This window comes from Streptomyces sp. NPDC055962 (assembly GCF_042270185.1).
In the GTDB taxonomy this organism is placed as follows: domain Bacteria; phylum Actinomycetota; class Actinomycetes; order Streptomycetales; family Streptomycetaceae; genus Streptomyces.
Genome location: NZ_JBHJYN010000001.1, coordinates 789,555 through 804,876, shown reverse-complemented (window position 1 = coordinate 804,876; position 15,322 = coordinate 789,555). Strand labels below are relative to the sequence as shown.

Here is a 15,322-nt window from a genome sequence, read left to right as displayed (position 1 = left end):
CCCGCCCGGCCGTGCCCTTCCGTGTCGCGCCGAGCCCCGCCCGACAGCCCCGCCCGGACGTGCCCTTTCGTGCCCCCGCCCGGACGTGCCCTACGCGTGCGCGCCCACCGTCACCTCGCCCACCGTCAGCTCAGGGGTCCCCTCCAGCACCCGCCCCAGCTGTTCCACCTGTGCCTCCAGTGCCCGTGTGCGACCGGCGTCCAGCGGGCTCAGCGGTTCCACGGTCACCGCGATGCGCTTCCCGGAGCGCCGCTGGTGCCAGACCCCGGCGACCGTGCCGTCCACCAGCAGCACCGGGAAGTTGCCCGCCTGGCCGCCGGCCAGCGCCCGCTCGCGGGCGGCACCGGGGAAGAGCCGCTCGCGGGGCCGGGAGGCGATGGTGAAGGCGTCGAAGTAGGGGAGCAGGCGCACACCGCGCGGAGCCGCCGACGGGAAGCGGGTGTCGCCCGCCACCACCCAGGCGCCCCCGCAGCCCTCCAGCGTCACCTCCTCGATCGCGCCGGCCCCCGCCAAGTCCTCGAAGAGCTGCCCGGCCCAGCCGCGGGGCGCCGCCAGCCACTGGGCGAAGTGGACGGGTGTGGCGGGACCGTAGGCCCGCAGATACCGCTTCACCAGCTCGGCCGACGCCTCCGGACCGGGCATCGGGACGGTCCCCGGGTTGGTGTACGTCGCCTTCCGGCCCCGGTTCGGCGCGTAGCACAGCGCGCCCCGGTGGCCGGCCAGGTGCAGCACCTGGCGCCAGCGGGGCCACATCCCCTGGAAGGCGGGCATCACGAGGTCGCCGGCCCAGGAGCCGGTGCGGCCGACCACCTCGTCGGAGAGCTCGTCGATCGTGAGCTCCGCCCCGGTCAGCGCCCCGGCCACCGCGGCCACCACCGCCTCGACCTGGTCCGGTGTCATCCGGGCGTCCTTGGTGAACGGGCTGCTGCCCGCAGGTACGGCCGACAGGGCCCCGGTCCACATCGGCAGGTCATCGGCCGCCAGCAGGTGCACGGTGCCGCGCGGCCCGAAGGTCTTCACGAGCGTCCGGTCCGTCCACAGCGCCGCGCGCACCTCCGCGCGCGTCACCCCCGGCGCGCGGAGCCCGACCGAGAGCTCGGCGGCGGACAGCACCTGGGCATGGGCCCCCAGCATCGCGGAGACGGCTGCGGGGACCCCCGGAGCCGCGTGGCCGGCCGATGAGGGGCTGTCGGAGAGGGACTGCCGGTCGAGGCGCCGGGCGTTGGCCCGGGACCAGGTCACCGTCGTGCTGCGCGCTCGTGTCGTCATGGGCCGAATGTAGGACGCCTACAGGACAGGAACGGTCCTGTAGGCGTTCCGACGGGCCGGGCGCAGGCGTGCGCAGAGGGTCCCGCAGCGCAGTCCGCCGCATTCGGAGAGTGATTATTCGGTGGCGTGGCACGCAGCATCACTTACGAAGGGTTATGGTGGAAACCCCCCCCTCGGGCCGGTCCGTAACCCCCCCCACGGACCGGCCCGTTTTTTGTGCCCGGAGTGTGTTCCGGGTGTGCGGGCCGTGTGCGGAGCCGGTGGTGACCCCTGGCGGCGCACGGCGGTCCGCCCTCGCGAAGGCCCTGCGTCAGCCCCGGTTGGCCCAGATGTTGGTGCTCGCGGTGTCCACGGCGAAGGTGTCGATCTCCTTCAGCTCGGCGGCGGTCAGCGGCGGCGCGGCGAGCGCGGCCACGTTCTCCTCCAGCTGCCGCACGCTCGACGCGCCGATCAGGGCCGAGGTCATGCGGCTGTCCCTCAGGACCCAGTTGAGCGCCAGCTGGGCGAGCGACTGGCCGCGGCCCCGGGCGATGCCGTTCAGCCCGCGCAGTCGGCGCACCATCTCCTCGGACAGCAGGCCCGGGTCGAGGGACTTGCCCTGGCTGGCGCGCGAACCCTCGGGGATGCCCTCGAGGTACTTCCCGGTGAGCAGCCCCTGGGCGAGCGGCGCGAAGGAGATGCAGCCCATGCCGGCCGTCTCCAGGGTGTCGAGGAGGCCGTCGGACTCCACCCAGCGGTTGACCATCGAGTAGGACGGCTGGTGGATCAGCGCCGGCACGCCCATCTCCCGCAGGATCCGGGCCGCCTCCGCGGTCTGCGCCGCGTTGTAGGAGGACACACCGGCGTACAGCGCCTTGCCCTGGCTCACCGCGGAGGCGAGCGCCCCCATCGTCTCCTCCAGCGGGGTGGCCGGGTCGAAACGGTGCGAGTAGAAGATGTCGACGTGGTCGAGCCCCATGCGCTTCAGCGACGCGTCGAGCGAGGAGAGCAGGTACTTGCGGGACCCCCACTCGCCGTAGGGGCCGGGGTGCATCAGATAGCCGGCCTTGGTGGAGATGACGAGCTCGTCCCGGTACGGAGCGAAGTCCTGGCGGAAGAGCTTGCCGAAGTTCAGCTCGGCGGAGCCGGGCGGCGGGCCGTAGTTGTTGGCCAGGTCGAAGTGGGTCACCCCCAGATCGAAGGCGCGGCGCAGGATCGCCCGCTGGGAGCCCAGGGCGCGGTCGTCGCCGAAGTTGTGCCAGAGGCCGAGCGAGACGGCGGGGAGCTTGAGCCCGCTGCGGCCGGTGCGGCGGTACTCCATGGAGTCGTAGCGTGCGGTATCGGCGAGGTAGGAGAGGGAATCAGTCACGTTTCACTCCTTATCACGGAGTTGTGACAGGCCGGGTTGGGCCCCTGTGACCCGTCCGCAGTAATGTGGCCGCTTCGGGACATGCCGATCCGCGGCGCGAGAGCGCGGACCGCGCGGCGATCCCCCGGGGGGCGGCCCCGGACCCCCGGCGAGGGGGAGGGCGGGCCCAGGGCCCGTACGGAACCGAGAGGGTGAACTCAGTGAACTTGCGCGACCTGGTGTACGGGCTCTACGCACGCCGGGTGGGAGGCCGCCTGGATCACGACCAGGTGCCCAAGCACATCGGAGTCATCCTCGACGGGAACCGGCGCTGGGCGAAGGCGTCCGGCGGCTCGGCCGTGCAGGGGCACCAGGCGGGCGCGGACAAGATCTCCGAGCTCCTCGGCTGGTGCAGCGAGACCGATGTCGAGGTCGTCACCCTCTGGCTGCTGTCCACGGACAACTTCGACCGGCCCGAGGCGGAGCTCATCCCGCTGCTCGGCATCATCGAGAACACCGTGCGCCAGCTGGCGTCCGACGGGCGGTGGCGCGTCCACCACGTCGGCACGCTCGACCTGCTGCCCGCGCGGACCCAGACGGTCCTCAAGGAGGCGGAGGAGGCCACGGCGGGAATCGACGGGATAATCGTCAACGTCGCCGTCGGCTACGGCGGCCGTCAGGAGATCGCGGACGCCGTGCGGTCCCTGCTGCTGGAGCACTCCTCCAAGGGCACCACCTTCGAGGAGCTGGCCGAGGTCGTCTCCACGGACCTCATCTCCGAGCACCTCTACACCCGCGGACAGCCCGACCCGGACCTGGTGATCCGTACGAGCGGGGAGCAGCGGCTGTCGGGCTTCATGCTCTGGCAGAGCGCCCATTCGGAGTACTACTTCTGCGAGGTCTTCTGGCCGGCCTTCCGCAAGGTCGACTTCCTGCGTGCCCTGCGTGACTACGCGGCACGCCACCGGCGCTACGGGGCCTGACGGCACGCGGTCACGGGAGGCGGGGCGGGGCGGCGGGACACACCTTCTCGCAGGCCGGGGCATGGCTTCGCGTGTTCGAGGGAATACAGCTCTCAGGTCGACGTCCGGTCAGCAACCAGGCGGACGTCGCAGCCAAGTGAGCGGCACCCAGCCCGCTCGCCCGGGAGGCCCTTTGCACACGAAGGACCGCACACCGTGCGGCCGACGCGGAGGGCCGGCGTTCGGCCCGCGCACGGGGTCCGAACCCGGTCCGTCCTCTCCCTTCGGGAAGTTCCGCGACGCCCGTCGCACTCCCCGACCTCGTCCGAGGGGGTACGTCCTTCCGTGGTGACCAGCACTAAGCGCCGCATGCCCGACAGGCGCACCTATGTTCTCGACACCAGCGTCCTGCTGGCCGACCCCAACGCCATGGCCCGCTTCGACGAGCACGAAGTCGTGCTGCCGATCGTCGTGGTCACGGAGCTGGAGGCCAAAAGGCACCACCCCGAGCTGGGCTACTTCGCGAGGCAGGCCCTGCGCCTGCTGGACGACTTCCGTGTCCGGTACGGCCGGCTGGACGCCCCGATCCCGCTCGGTGACCTGGGCGGGTCGCTCCGTGTCGAACTCAACCATTCCGACCCCGGCGTCCTGCCCGCCGGCTACCGGTTGGGGGACAACGACTCACGGATCCTCGCGGTCGCGCGCAATCTGCAGGCCGAGGGGTACGACGTCACCGTCGTCTCCAAGGACCTGCCGCTCCGGATCAAGGCGTCCTCGGTCGGCCTCCTCGCCGAGGAGTACCGCGCCGAACTCGCGATCACCGACTCCGGCTGGACCGGGATGTCGGAGCTCTCCCTCGCGGCCGAACAGGTCGATCTGCTGTTCAGCGAGGAGAGCCTCTACGTCCCCGAGGCCGCGGACCTCCCGGTGCACACCGGGCTGGTCCTCCAGTCGGAGCGCGGCAAGGCGCTGGGCAGGGTCACGGCCGAGGGCAACGTCCGTCTCGTACGCGGCGACCGGGAGGCCTTCGGGATCCACGGCCGCAGCGCCGAGCAGCGCATCGCGCTCGACCTGCTCCTCGACCCGGACATCGGCATCGTGTCGATGGGCGGCAGGGCGGGCACCGGCAAGTCCGCCCTGGCGCTCTGCGCGGGTCTGGACGCCGTGCTGGAGCGCAGGCAGCACAAGAAGGTGATGGTCTTCCGGCCGCTGTACGCGGTCGGCGGGCAGGAGCTCGGCTATCTCCCCGGCAGCGAGTCCGAGAAGATGAGCCCCTGGGCGCAGGCCGTCTTCGACACGCTGTCGGCGGTCGCGGGGCGCGAGGTCATCGAAGAGGTCTTGGGACGCGGGATGCTGGAGATCCTGCCGCTGACCCACATCCGCGGGCGGTCGCTCCACGACGCGTTCGTCATCGTGGACGAGGCCCAGTCCCTCGAGCGGAACGTCCTGCTGACCGTGTTGTCCCGGATCGGGGCGAATTCCAGGGTGGTGCTCACCCACGACGTGGCGCAGCGGGACAACCTCAGGGTCGGCCGGTACGACGGAGTCGTCGCCGTGGTCGAGAAACTGAAGGGGCATCCGCTCTTCGCGCACGTCACGCTCACCCGTTCCGAGCGCTCGCCGATCGCCGCGCTGGTGACCGAAATGCTGGAGGACGGCCACATCTGACCAGGAACACCCCATAGATGCCGCCCGGCGAGCCAAGGAGCTTAGCCGGGCGGCATTGTGCTGCGCCGTCATTTCCGAAAAAGTTGTGCGCCAAACGGGGTGTGAGCTTTCACACGCAACACAGAATTGCAACGCACCGTGTCCTTCCGGCAGAGTCTTGCTTCCGTCAGGCCCCGCATACGGCACTTGGGCACCTCCAGAGGTGCCACGCACCACACAACTCAACAGAAGCCGTCCGTATGCCGCCCGCGAGTACCACGCGGCGCTTCCGCAGGGAAGTGCCCACCGGGCCCGTGCCTCCCGTGACCCAAGCAGTAGGGAGGCCAGTGTCAAGGGCACGATTGCGCTCGCGAGGTCACCTAAGCGGGCGACGCTGGAAGGACACCGTGTGAGCCGGATCTCGGTCCGGGGGTTCGCCGTGGCATCTGCCACCGCGGTCACCACCGTAGGCGCCGTCGTAGGCGTTGCGTCGGGCAGCACTCCCGCTGTCGACGACAACAACTTCGAGGCGGCCGCAGCCGACACCACGCTGCTCGCAGACATCCCCGCGGGCCAGCAGGCCCAGGTGCAGACCGCTTCGCTGACGCAGCAGGCCGACGCCCAGGCGTCCGCGGCCGACGCGGCGGCCAAGAAGTCCGCCGAGGAGACGGCCCGCATCCAGGCCGCCAAGGACGCCAAGTCGAAGAAGCAGGCGGCCGAGGACAAGCTGGAGGCGGAGCGCGAGGCCAAGGAGAAGGAGGCCGAGCGCGCGAGCCGGTCCTCCGTCCGCGACGCCTCGTCCTTCTCGGCGAAGGGCTCCTACAGCGTCGCCGAGGTCCAGGCCATGGCCCGTCAGATGATGCCGGCCGACCAGTTCCAGTGCTTCAGCAACATCGTGGACCGCGAGTCGGGCTGGAACTACCAGGCGTCCAACCCGTCCTCCGGGGCCTACGGCATCATGCAGGCCCTGCCGGGCTCCAAGATGGCGTCCGCGGGCGCGGACTGGCAGACCAACCCGGCCACCCAGATCAAGTGGGGCCTCAGCTACATGAACAGCGACCGCTACGGCAGTCCGTGTGCGGCCTGGTCGTTCTGGCAGGCCAACCACTGGTACTAGACCCCGCGAGGTCACGCGCTCGACTCCGAGATGCCCCGCACCGTCCTACGGTGCGGGGCATCTCGCGTGTACGGTCGATCCGGACAGCTCCGGGGGGCGTGCAAGGGGCGGACGGGGGAAAAGGGAAAACCATGTCGAAACTTCCGGGTTGGCTCGGCCGGCTGGGCGCAGAACTCACCGAGATCGGGGCGCGCCTGGAGGAACGCCGCGCCGAGGACGAGCGTCGTGCCGAGGCCGACGCCACCAGTGGTTCCTCGTCCACTCTCTCCACCGTCGCCGCCGAGCAGGTGCCGCGGCCGCCCGCGTACGCCCCCTCCGTCGCCGCCAAGCCCGAACCCGTGGCGGCGATCCCCTGGGGGATGCGCGTCGCGGCGGAGGCCGGCTGGCGGCTGCTGGTGCTGGCGGGCACGCTCTGGGTGCTGATGCGGATCATCAGCGCCGTGCAGCTGGTCGTCCTCGCGTTCGTCGCGGCGCTGCTGGTGACCGCGATGCTCCAGCCGACCGTCGTACGGCTGAGGCGGGTCGGGCTGCCGCGCGGTCTGGCGACCGCGGTGACCGCGGTGCTCGGCTTCGTCGTCATGGGTCTGGTCGGCTGGTTCGTCGTCTGGCAGGTGATGGACAACCTGGACACGCTGTCCGACCGGGTGCGGGACGGGATCGACGAGCTGAAGCGCTGGCTCCTGGACAGCCCCTTCCACGTCACCGAGTCGCAGATCAACGACATCGCGAAGAACCTCAGCGACACGATCGGCACCAACACCGAGGAGATCACCTCGGCCGGGCTCCAGGGCGTCACCGTGATGGTGGAGTTCCTCACCGGGCTGCTGCTGGCGATGTTCTCGACGCTCTTCCTGCTCTACGACGGCAAGCGCATCTGGCAGTGGGTGCTCAAGCTGGTGCCCTCGCAGGCCCGGCCGGGTGTCGCGGGCGCCGGACCGCGCGCCTGGCGCACCCTGACCGCCTACGTCCGGGGCACGGTGATCGTGGCCCTGATCGACGCGATCTTCATCGGGCTCGGGATCTACTTCCTCGACGTGCCGATGGCGGTCCCGCTCGCGGTCTTCATCTTCCTCTTCGCCTTCATCCCGCTGGTCGGCGCCGTGGTCTCCGGCGCCCTCGCGGTGGTCGTCGCGCTCGTCACCCAGGGCGTGTTCACCGCCCTGATGGTGCTGATCGTGGTGCTCGCGGTGCAGCAGATCGAGGGCCACATCCTGCAGCCCTTCATCCTGGGCCGTGCCGTGCGCGTCCACCCGCTGGCCGTGGTGCTCTCGGTCGCGGCGGGCGGCATGGTCGCCGGCATCGGCGGTGCGGTCGTCGCCGTGCCCCTGGTCGCGGTGACCAACACGGTGGTCGGCTATCTGCGTTCGTTCACACCCGACGCGGCCGCGCTGCACGGGCCCGGTCCCCACGGGGCCACCGCGCTCTCCTTCGCTCCGACGGAGCCGCCCGTCCCCGCGGCGGGGACAACGGCGGGGACCACGGCGGGGGCCGCGGACGGCCCCGCTCCCGCCCCCACGGACGAGGACGGCGGCTCCGACGGGCCCGGTCTGCCGGACGAGCGGAAGAGGTAGCGGGGGCGGGAACGGAAGAAGGGCCCCGTCGACGGTCGGTCGTCGACGGGGCCCTTCTCGTACAAAGGTACTGCGGGTCACTGCTCGGCGAGCACGGCCTCGGCTTCGAGGGTCACGCCGACCGCCTGGATCACCGAAGCGATCTTGACGGCTTCCTGGATCGTCTCACGGTCGACGCCTGCCTTGCGCAGCACCTGCTCGTGGGAGTCCAGGCACTGGCCGCAGCCGTTGATCGCGGAGACGGCGAGCGACCACAGCTCGAAGTCGACCTTCTCCACGCCCGGCTTGCCGATGACGTTCATCCGCAGGCCCGCACGGAGGTTCCCGTACTCGGGGTCCGACAGCAGGTGCCGCGTGCGGTAGAAGACGTTGTTCATCGCCATGATCGCCGCGGCCGACTTCGCCGCGGTGTACGCCTCGGCGGAGAGGTTGGCCTTGGCCTCGGGCTCCAGCTCGCGCAGCACCTTCGGCGAGCGCGAGGCGATCGCGCAGGCCAGGACGGTGCCCCACAGCTGCTGCTGGGGGAGCTCGCTGTTGCCGATGACCGAACCGAGGTTCAGCTTCAGGTCCTTGGCGAAGTCCGGTATGGCGGACTTCAGTTCATCGAGTGCCATGTCGTATCAGCTCACTCGCCCGAGAGGAGCGCGACCGGGTCGAGGGTGTTCTCGCCCTTGGTCCAGTTGCAGGGGCACAGCTCGTCGGTCTGCAGGGCGTCGAGGACCCGCAGGACCTCCTTGGGGTTACGGCCCACGGAGCCGGCGGTCACCATCGTGAACTGGATCTCGTTGTTCTGGTCGACGATGAAGACGGCGCGCTGGGCGAAGCCGTCCTCGCCCTCGATGCCGAGGTCACGCATGAGCTCGTGCTTCGAGTCGGCCAGCATCGGGAAGGGCAGGTCGGTCAGGTCCGGGTGGTCCTTGCGCCAGGCGTGGTGCACGAACTCGGAGTCGCCGGAGAAGCCGAGGACCTGCGCGTCACGGTCGGCGAACTCGTCGTTCAGCTTGCCGAAGGCGGCGATCTCGGTGGGGCACACGAAGGTGAAGTCCTTCGGCCACGCGAAGACGATCTTCCACTGGCCCTCGTAGGTCTTGTGGTTGATCTGCTCGAACTCCTTGCCGCTCTCCAGCGACACGCAAGCGGTCAGGTCGAACTCGGGGAACTTGTCACCGACAGTGAGCACGCGCACTCCTTGCTGCGTAGGAAATCCCCTTTTGAGGGCGTTCCTGGGGGTTGGACGAGTCCCACTTTGGCACAGAGTGCATTGATCACGGAAATAGCTACACTCGGTCGGGATGATCGGAGGTGCCTATCAGTGGCGTATGTAAATCAGGCTATGAGGGGCAAGCAGCCCAGCCTCTCGCAGCTGCGCGCCTTCGCGGCCGTGGCGGAACATCTGCACTTCCGGGATGCAGCGGCAGCAATCGGGATGAGTCAGCCGGCACTCTCCGGAGCCGTGTCCGCGCTGGAGGTGGCACTGGGTGTCCAGCTCATCGAGCGTACGACGCGCAAGGTGCTGCTCTCGCCCGCGGGGGAGCGCCTCGCGGTGCGGAGCCGTGCGGTGCTGGAGGCGCTGGGCGAGCTGATGGAGGAGGCCGAGGCGGTGCGCGCCCCGTTCACCGGAGTGCTCAGGCTCGGCGTGATCCCGACGGTCGCGCCGTATCTGCTGCCGGCCGTCCTCAGGCTCGTCCATGAGCACTATCCGGACCTGGACCTCCAGGTCCACGAGGAGCAGACCTCCTCCCTGCTGGACGGCCTCGCCTCGGGCCGGCTGGACCTGCTGCTGCTCGCCGTGCCGCTCGGGGTGCCCGGCGTCACGGAACTGCCGCTGTTCGACGAGGACTTCGTACTGGTCATGGAGAAGGAGCACCGTCTCGCCGGGACGGCCGGACTGCCGCGCGAGACGCTGCGCGACCTGCCGCTGCTGCTGCTCGACGAGGGGCACTGCCTGCGCGACCAGGCCCTGGACATCTGCCGGGAGGCGGGCCGCACCCAGGGGGCGCCGGTGACGACGACCGCGGCGGGGCTCTCCACCCTGGTGCAGCTCGTCGCGGGCGGCCTCGGGGTGACGCTGCTGCCCCGTACGGCGGTGACGGTGGAGACCGGGCGCAACGAGGCGCTGTCCACCGGGTACTTCACCGACCCGGCGCCCTCGCGGCGGGTCGCGCTGGCGGTGCGGACGGGTTCGGCGCGGCACGAGGAGTTCGAGGAACTGGCGACCGCGCTGCGCGGCGCGCTGGGAGCGCTGCCGGTGCGGGTGTACGCGGAGGGGTGAGCCGCACGGCGGCCGGGCCCACCCCTCCCGCCGTCACTCCGTGCGCAGCCCGTCCGGGCGCATCATGCGCCACAGCAGGGGCAGCGAGAGCAGGGTCACGGCCACGACGAGCGCCCCGCCTCCGCCCGCCAGCGGCAGGAACACCCACCACCGCGTCACCGTCTTGGCCAGCATCCAGGTCATGACCGCGCCGAGCGCGACGCCGCCCGCCACCGCGACCAGGAGACTGATCACCACGGGGACGGCCGTCTGCCAGAGCACCGACCAGCCGAGCGTGACGCGCCTGGTGCCGAAGGCGACCAGGACCGACAGCAGCCGCCTGCGCTCACGGAGCTGCTCCAGCTGGGAGACCAGCATCGACGCGGCGATCAGCAGCAGTGTCACCAGCGCGCCGAACCGCAGCCCCGTCTGCACACTGGCGTACTGGCGGTCGCGCGTCATCGACGTCAGGGCGGCGACCCGCATGCCCGGGTCGATCCTGGCGGCGGTGTTCCGCACGTGCTCGGCGACGTCCTCGACGTCGTCGTCGACCTTGATCTGCGCGATGGTCTGGGCGTCCGGCAGGGTGCGCGGGTCGACGGCTCCGACCGTCGCCATGATGCCCCAGTGCTCCTCCCCGAGCGGGTCGCGCGCGGCGGTGACGGTCCGGGCGTCCGCCGGCAGGGTCCAGAGCTGCCTCTTGCCCCCCGGCGGCAGCTCGGCACCGGAGTCGAGCTCGACCTCCTTGCCCTTGCGCGCCGTCTGGTCCACCCAGTCGCTCATCTCCTTGTCACCCCTGGGGTGGACGACGAAGACGTCGCCGTCCGCGCAGGAACCGATCTCGGCCAGCTCCTTGAGCGTCGGGCAGTCGCCGATGCTGAGGGAGGTCGTCGGGGTGACCTGGTCCTCCTTGTACGTCCCGGGCTTCGTCACGTACGTCTCGACCGTGCCGATGACGGCCTCGACGCCCTTCGTGGACCGGAACTCCTCGATGGTCCGGGTGGCGGCGTCGCCGCTGACCTTCTCGGAGAAGGTGTGGAACTGGGCGCGTGACGGGTCCTGCCCCGTGAGGTGCGTGAACTCGTCGCCCATGGCGGCGAACAGCATCTGCAGGGCCACGGCCCCCGCCACGGCGACGGCGATCCCGCTGACCGCGCGGGAGGCCGTGCCGCTGTCCACCTGGAGCCGGCGGACGGCGAGCTGCCAGGACACCGGGCCCCGGCGCAGCGGGCGTACGCACGCCTCGACCAGCCAGGGCAGCAGCAGGGCGAGCCCGACGAGGACGAGGACGGCGCCGGCGGCGATGGGGTACGGGTCGACGAAGTCGCCCTCACCCACTCTGCCGGTCACACCCAGGACGGCCAGCCCCAGCGCCGGCACCAGCAGACGCCACCACAGGCGGCGCCGGCGGCGGCCCGTGCCGCGTACGACCCCCAGCGGTTCGACGACCACCGCGCGCATGGCGACCAGGGTGACCAGTACGGCGCACAGCGGCACCGCGACGGCGACCAGTGCTGCCATCCACGGTGCGGGCGTCAGATCGGAGGGGAAGACGCTGTAGTTCCACACCTCGACGTGGCCGCTGAGCCTGCGGCCCAGCAGGAAGAAGGCCACGCCCGCGAGCAGACCGAGCAGTGAGCCGAACAGGGCTTCGCCCGCCGCGATCCTGCGGGTCGACCGGATGTCCGTACCGACGAGGCGGAGGGCGGCGAGCCGGCGGTCGCGGCGGTCGCCCCCGAACCGTACGGCTGTCGCGATGAAGATGGCGACGGGTGCCAGCAGCACGACGCAGACCATCACGACCAGGACGACGAGGGCGGGCGGGAGCGGCTCGTCCTTGACGCGGTCCCCGTAACCGTCGACCCGATGGCCGCCGGCGGCCGGGGTCAGGGTGTCGCTGCCGACGTAGAAGTACAGCTCCCCCGGGGAGAGCAGGCCCGCGTCGCCGATCGTCGCGGTGACCGGGTACGGGAGGCGCTCCCGCAGGAGGCTGCCCTCGGGCGAGGCCAGCAGCTCCTTCAGGGCGGGGGAGGCCACCATCTCGCCGGGGCCGGGGAGCGCCTCGAGCCCGGGCGGGGTCACCGGGTGCGCGCCCTCCGGACGCATGAGGAAGCCGCCGACCACCTGGCCCCTGTACTCGGTCTCCGCGCTGATCCGCAGCACGGTGGTGTCGGACCTCGCGGCCTTGTCCTCGTAGGAGGCGGCGCTCTCCTGGCGTGCGAGGTCGCGGTGGGCGCGTTCCGCCAGGAGGTGGGGGACGGAGGAGGCGATCAGCAGGAGCGCCACGCCGAGGCCCACCCCGACGGCGGTGAGCGCGGTCCGCGCCCAGCCCTCGCGGCCGCCCGAAACGGCGAAGCGTATGCCGAGGCCGAGATCGCGCAGCCAGGTCATACGGCGTACTCCAGATCACGGCAGCGGCCGTCGCGGACGACGACCTCGCGGTCCGAGTACGCGGCCACACGCGCCTCGTGCGTCACGAGCACGACGGCAGTGCCGGCCGTCCGGGCGGACTCCGTGAGGAGTTCCATGACCCGCTCTCCGTTCAGCGAGTCGAGCGCGCCGGTCGGCTCGTCCGCGAAGACCACCTTGGGGGAGGCGACCAGGGCACGGGCGACGGCGACGCGCTGGCCCTGTCCGCCGGAGACCTCGCCGGGGCGCTGGGCGGCCAGGTCCTCGACCTCGAGGCGGGCCATCCACTCGCGTGCGGTGCCCTCGGCCGCCTTGCGCCGGACACCGGCGAGCCGCAGTGGCAGGGCGACGTTCTCCACGCAGGTCAGCTCGGGGACGAGCTGGCCGAACTGGAAGACGAAGCCGAAGTCGCCGCGGCGCAGGGCGCTGCGCTCGGCGTCGGACATCGTGGACAGCTCGCGTCCGGCGTAGGTGACGGTGCCGGAGTCGGGTGTGACGATCCCGGCGAGACAGTGCAGCAGGGTCGACTTGCCGGACCCGGAGGGCCCCATGACGGCGACGACCTCGCCGGGGTGCACGGAGAAGGAGGCACCGTCGAGGGCGGGCGTCGGGCCGTAGGCCTTGTGCAGGCCGTGGGCCGTGAGGAGGGAGCCGGCGGGGGTCACGGGGCGATCACCTCGGCGAGCCGGCCGAGCCGTGCGGCGGTCAGTTCCAGCCAGCGGAGGTCGGCTTCCAGGTGGAAGAGTGCGTGGTCGCAGATCAGCTGGTCGGCGAGGTCGCCCTTGCGCTTGCGGTCGGTGAGGATGCGCATCAGGCGCAGGTGCTCGGAGCGCTGGGCGTCCAGCAGGTCGGCGGCGTCGCGGCCGGTGAGCAGCGCGAGGACGACCTTCGTGTAGAGGGTCGACTGGAGGTACGGCTCGGGCTTCTCGGGCTGCGCGAGCCAGGCGGCGACATCGGTGATGCCGGCGTCGGTGATCGCGTACCGCTTGCGCTCGGGTCCGCCGTCCGTCTCGACCCCGTCGACCTCGACGAGCCCGTTCTTCAGGAGGCGGGACATGGTCGCGTAGACCTGCCCGTAGTGCAGGGGGCGATCGTGACCGAACTTCTCGTCGAAGGCGCGCTTGAGGTCGTAGCCGTGACGCGGGCCGGACTCCAGGAGTCCGAGGAGGGTGTGACCGATTGACATGAGCCGCACTCTACATGGTGTGTATACCTCGCATGTATATGCCCCCACCAGGTCCTGGACGACGGTGGTGACCCCGGCGTCCGGGGCCCGGTGGGGGCGTGGGCGTGGGGCTCAGTCCGCGGTGCCGTCCGGCTCCTCCAGCTCGACCGGCCCGGGCGCCGGAGCCTTCGGCGGCCTGCCCCGGCGGGGGATCGGGCCCGCGCCGCCCGGCAGCCGGCCCGCCTCGGCCAGCGCCCGCCGCAGCAGGAACTCGATCTGCGCGTTCGCGCTGCGCAGTTCGTCCGATGCCCACCGGGCCAGTGCGTCGTGCACCGCGGGGTCCAGCCGCAGCAGCATCTGCTTGCGGGCGGAGCCGCGCCGGGGCGCCCGGTCCGGAGGCGGGGCGGCGTCGTCGGTCACTGGTAGAGCGTGCCCGTGTTCAGGACCGGCTGCGCCGCACGGTCGCCGCACAGGACCACCATCAGGTTGCTGACCATGGCCGCCTTGCGCTCGGAGTCGAGCTCGACGATGTCCTGCTCCGCGATCCGGGTCAGCGCCATCTCGACCATGCCCACCGCGCCCTCCACGATCTGCTGACGGGCCGCGACGACCGCCCCCGCCTGCTGCCGCTGGAGCATCGCCGAGGCGATCTCGGGAGCGTAGGCGAGATGGCTGAAGCGGGACTCGATGATGCGCACGCCGGCCGCCTGCACCCGTGCGGTGAGCTCCACCGCGAGCTTCTCGGTGATCTCCTCGGCGTTGCCCCGCAGCGACAGGCCGCCCTCCTCGTGGGCGTCGTACGGGTACTCGATGGCGATGTGGCGCACGGCCGCCTCCGTCTGGGTGGCGACGAACTCCAGGAAGTCGTCGACCTCGAAGAGCGCCTGCGCCGTGTCCTCGACCTTCCAGACGACGATCGCGGCCAGCTCGATCGGGTTGCCGTAGGCGTCGTTGACCTTCAGGACGGCCGTCTCGTGGTTGCGGACGCGGGTGGAGATCTTGCGGCTGGAGGTCAGGGGGTTGATCCAGCGCAGGCCGTCCGCACGGATCGTCCCGACGTAACGGCCGAACAGCTGGATGACCCGGGCCTCGCCCGGAGCGACCATCTTCACACCGCTCATGCAGAAGAAGGAGGCGACGGCCAGGAGCAGTCCGAGGACGAAGAGCGGGATACCGGCGCCGTTGTGCCCGTTGGAGCCGAGGACGCCTCCGACGATGCAGAGCGCCACCCCGAGGAACACCCCGAGAACGGTCAGCAGGAGCCCCAGGCCGCCGGGGATGGAGTGGGCGGTCATCTCCCTGACCTGCGGGGCGGGCATCTCGGGTGCGTCCGGAGTCAGGTCGGCGCCGGGGCCTGTGGTGCCGGGAAGGTCGTGCGGTGCGGACATGGGTCCCCCGTTCTCTGCGGCATGGCGCCGCGCTATCAATGTGATTTCACATTAACGCGTTTCGCAACCTTGTGCATCCCTCGCGAGTCGGTTCCTTCAGGACCGGGTGCTGATTCTCACGTCCGGAAAAGACCGGATCGCCTGCCTTTTGTCCAGGCTTTCGGTGTTAGCTGGCAGGTCTGACCGGAGCGGTACGAGCAGAAGACAGGAGCACCA

General features: G+C 71.0%; 14 protein-coding genes. 5 read left to right on the top strand and 9 right to left on the bottom strand.

From position 1 onward, the window contains the following. Positions 1–90 precede the first annotated feature (90 nt). A complete protein-coding gene (locus tag ACFC51_RS03545) occupies positions 91–1,269 on the bottom strand; it encodes a winged helix DNA-binding domain-containing protein (protein WP_376526831.1) in 1,179 nt (392 codons plus the stop codon). 310 nt (positions 1,270–1,579) lie between these two features. Then, positions 1,580–2,617 carry an L-glyceraldehyde 3-phosphate reductase gene (mgrA, locus tag ACFC51_RS03540; RefSeq protein ID WP_376375953.1) on the bottom strand — a complete coding sequence of 346 codons (1,038 nt, stop codon included), beginning with the start codon at positions 2,615–2,617 and terminating at the stop codon, positions 1,580–1,582. A gap of 200 nt (positions 2,618–2,817) precedes the next feature. On the opposite strand from mgrA, the gene ACFC51_RS03535 reads away from it, so the two are divergent. The 4 genes from ACFC51_RS03535 (at position 2,818) to ACFC51_RS03520 (ending at position 7,893) form a co-directional block, all read left to right on the top strand. Continuing rightward, entirely contained in the window at positions 2,818–3,579 is a 762-nt protein-coding gene (locus ACFC51_RS03535) for an isoprenyl transferase (protein ID WP_376376018.1), read from the top strand. Positions 3,580–3,903: 324 nt separating this feature from the next. Next, positions 3,904–5,226: a PhoH family protein gene (locus tag ACFC51_RS03530; RefSeq protein WP_376375951.1), complete on the top strand. Its 1,323-nt coding sequence runs from the start codon at positions 3,904–3,906 to the stop codon at positions 5,224–5,226. A 388-nt stretch (positions 5,227–5,614) separates the two neighbouring features. After that, positions 5,615–6,322, top strand: coding sequence for a lytic transglycosylase domain-containing protein (locus ACFC51_RS03525; protein ID WP_376375949.1), 708 nt, complete (start codon positions 5,615–5,617; stop codon positions 6,320–6,322). Between the two features lie 131 nt (positions 6,323–6,453). Continuing rightward, positions 6,454–7,893: an AI-2E family transporter gene (locus ACFC51_RS03520; protein WP_376375947.1), complete on the top strand. Its 1,440-nt coding sequence runs from the start codon at positions 6,454–6,456 to the stop codon at positions 7,891–7,893. 77 nt (positions 7,894–7,970) lie between these two features. On the opposite strand, the gene ACFC51_RS03515 is transcribed toward ACFC51_RS03520, so the two are convergent. Next, positions 7,971–8,507, bottom strand: a complete 537-nt coding sequence (locus ACFC51_RS03515) for an alkyl hydroperoxide reductase (protein ID WP_329232388.1) — start codon at positions 8,505–8,507, stop codon at positions 7,971–7,973. Between the two features lie 11 nt (positions 8,508–8,518). After that, entirely contained in the window at positions 8,519–9,073 is a 555-nt protein-coding gene (locus ACFC51_RS03510) for a peroxiredoxin (protein ID WP_014154322.1), read from the bottom strand. A 153-nt stretch (positions 9,074–9,226) separates the two neighbouring features. On the opposite strand from ACFC51_RS03510, the gene ACFC51_RS03505 reads away from it, so the two are divergent. After that, positions 9,227–10,165, top strand: a complete 939-nt coding sequence (locus ACFC51_RS03505; protein ID WP_376375945.1) for a LysR substrate-binding domain-containing protein — start codon at positions 9,227–9,229, stop codon at positions 10,163–10,165. A gap of 33 nt (positions 10,166–10,198) precedes the next feature. On the opposite strand, the gene ACFC51_RS03500 is transcribed toward ACFC51_RS03505, so the two are convergent. The 5 genes from ACFC51_RS03500 to ACFC51_RS03480 form a co-directional block, all read right to left on the bottom strand. Further along, the gene (locus ACFC51_RS03500) at positions 10,199–12,535 is read right to left on the bottom strand and encodes an ABC transporter permease (protein ID WP_376526828.1); all 2,337 of its coding nucleotides are present in this window, start codon (positions 12,533–12,535) and stop codon (positions 10,199–10,201) included. After that, a complete protein-coding gene (locus ACFC51_RS03495; RefSeq protein ID WP_376375941.1) occupies positions 12,532–13,218 on the bottom strand; it encodes an ABC transporter ATP-binding protein in 687 nt (228 codons plus the stop codon). The genes ACFC51_RS03500 and ACFC51_RS03495 overlap by 4 nt, the downstream gene beginning before the upstream one ends. Next, positions 13,215–13,739 carry a PadR family transcriptional regulator gene (locus ACFC51_RS03490; protein ID WP_376375939.1) on the bottom strand — a complete coding sequence of 175 codons (525 nt, stop codon included), beginning with the start codon at positions 13,737–13,739 and terminating at the stop codon, positions 13,215–13,217. Before ACFC51_RS03490 ends, ACFC51_RS03495 begins: the two co-directional genes overlap by 4 nt. Positions 13,740–13,850: 111 nt before the next feature. After that, positions 13,851–14,138, bottom strand: a complete 288-nt coding sequence (locus ACFC51_RS03485) for a hypothetical protein (RefSeq protein ID WP_376526825.1) — start codon at positions 14,136–14,138, stop codon at positions 13,851–13,853. Then, a complete protein-coding gene (locus tag ACFC51_RS03480) occupies positions 14,135–15,106 on the bottom strand; it encodes an SPFH domain-containing protein (protein WP_376375935.1) in 972 nt (323 codons plus the stop codon). Before ACFC51_RS03480 ends, ACFC51_RS03485 begins: the two co-directional genes overlap by 4 nt. Between the last annotated feature and the right edge of the window lie 216 nt (positions 15,107–15,322).

What these genes read in the sequence shown, in the direction of transcription:
- ACFC51_RS03490 (WP_376375939.1), bottom strand. Translation starts at nt 13,739, where the DNA reads ATGTCAATCGGTCACACCCTCCTCGGACTCCTGGAGTCCGGCCCGCGT.
- ACFC51_RS03480 (WP_376375935.1), bottom strand. Translation starts at nt 15,106, where the DNA reads ATGTCCGCACCGCACGACCTTCCCGGCACCACAGGCCCCGGCGCCGAC.
- ACFC51_RS03500 (WP_376526828.1), bottom strand. Translation starts at nt 12,535, where the DNA reads ATGACCTGGCTGCGCGATCTCGGCCTCGGCATACGCTTCGCCGTTTCG.
- ACFC51_RS03545 (WP_376526831.1), bottom strand. Translation starts at nt 1,269, where the DNA reads ATGACGACACGAGCGCGCAGCACGACGGTGACCTGGTCCCGGGCCAAC.
- ACFC51_RS03505 (WP_376375945.1), top strand. Translation starts at nt 9,227, where the DNA reads ATGAGGGGCAAGCAGCCCAGCCTCTCGCAGCTGCGCGCCTTCGCGGCC.
- ACFC51_RS03520 (WP_376375947.1), top strand. Translation starts at nt 6,454, where the DNA reads ATGTCGAAACTTCCGGGTTGGCTCGGCCGGCTGGGCGCAGAACTCACC.
- ACFC51_RS03515 (WP_329232388.1), bottom strand. Translation starts at nt 8,507, where the DNA reads ATGGCACTCGATGAACTGAAGTCCGCCATACCGGACTTCGCCAAGGAC.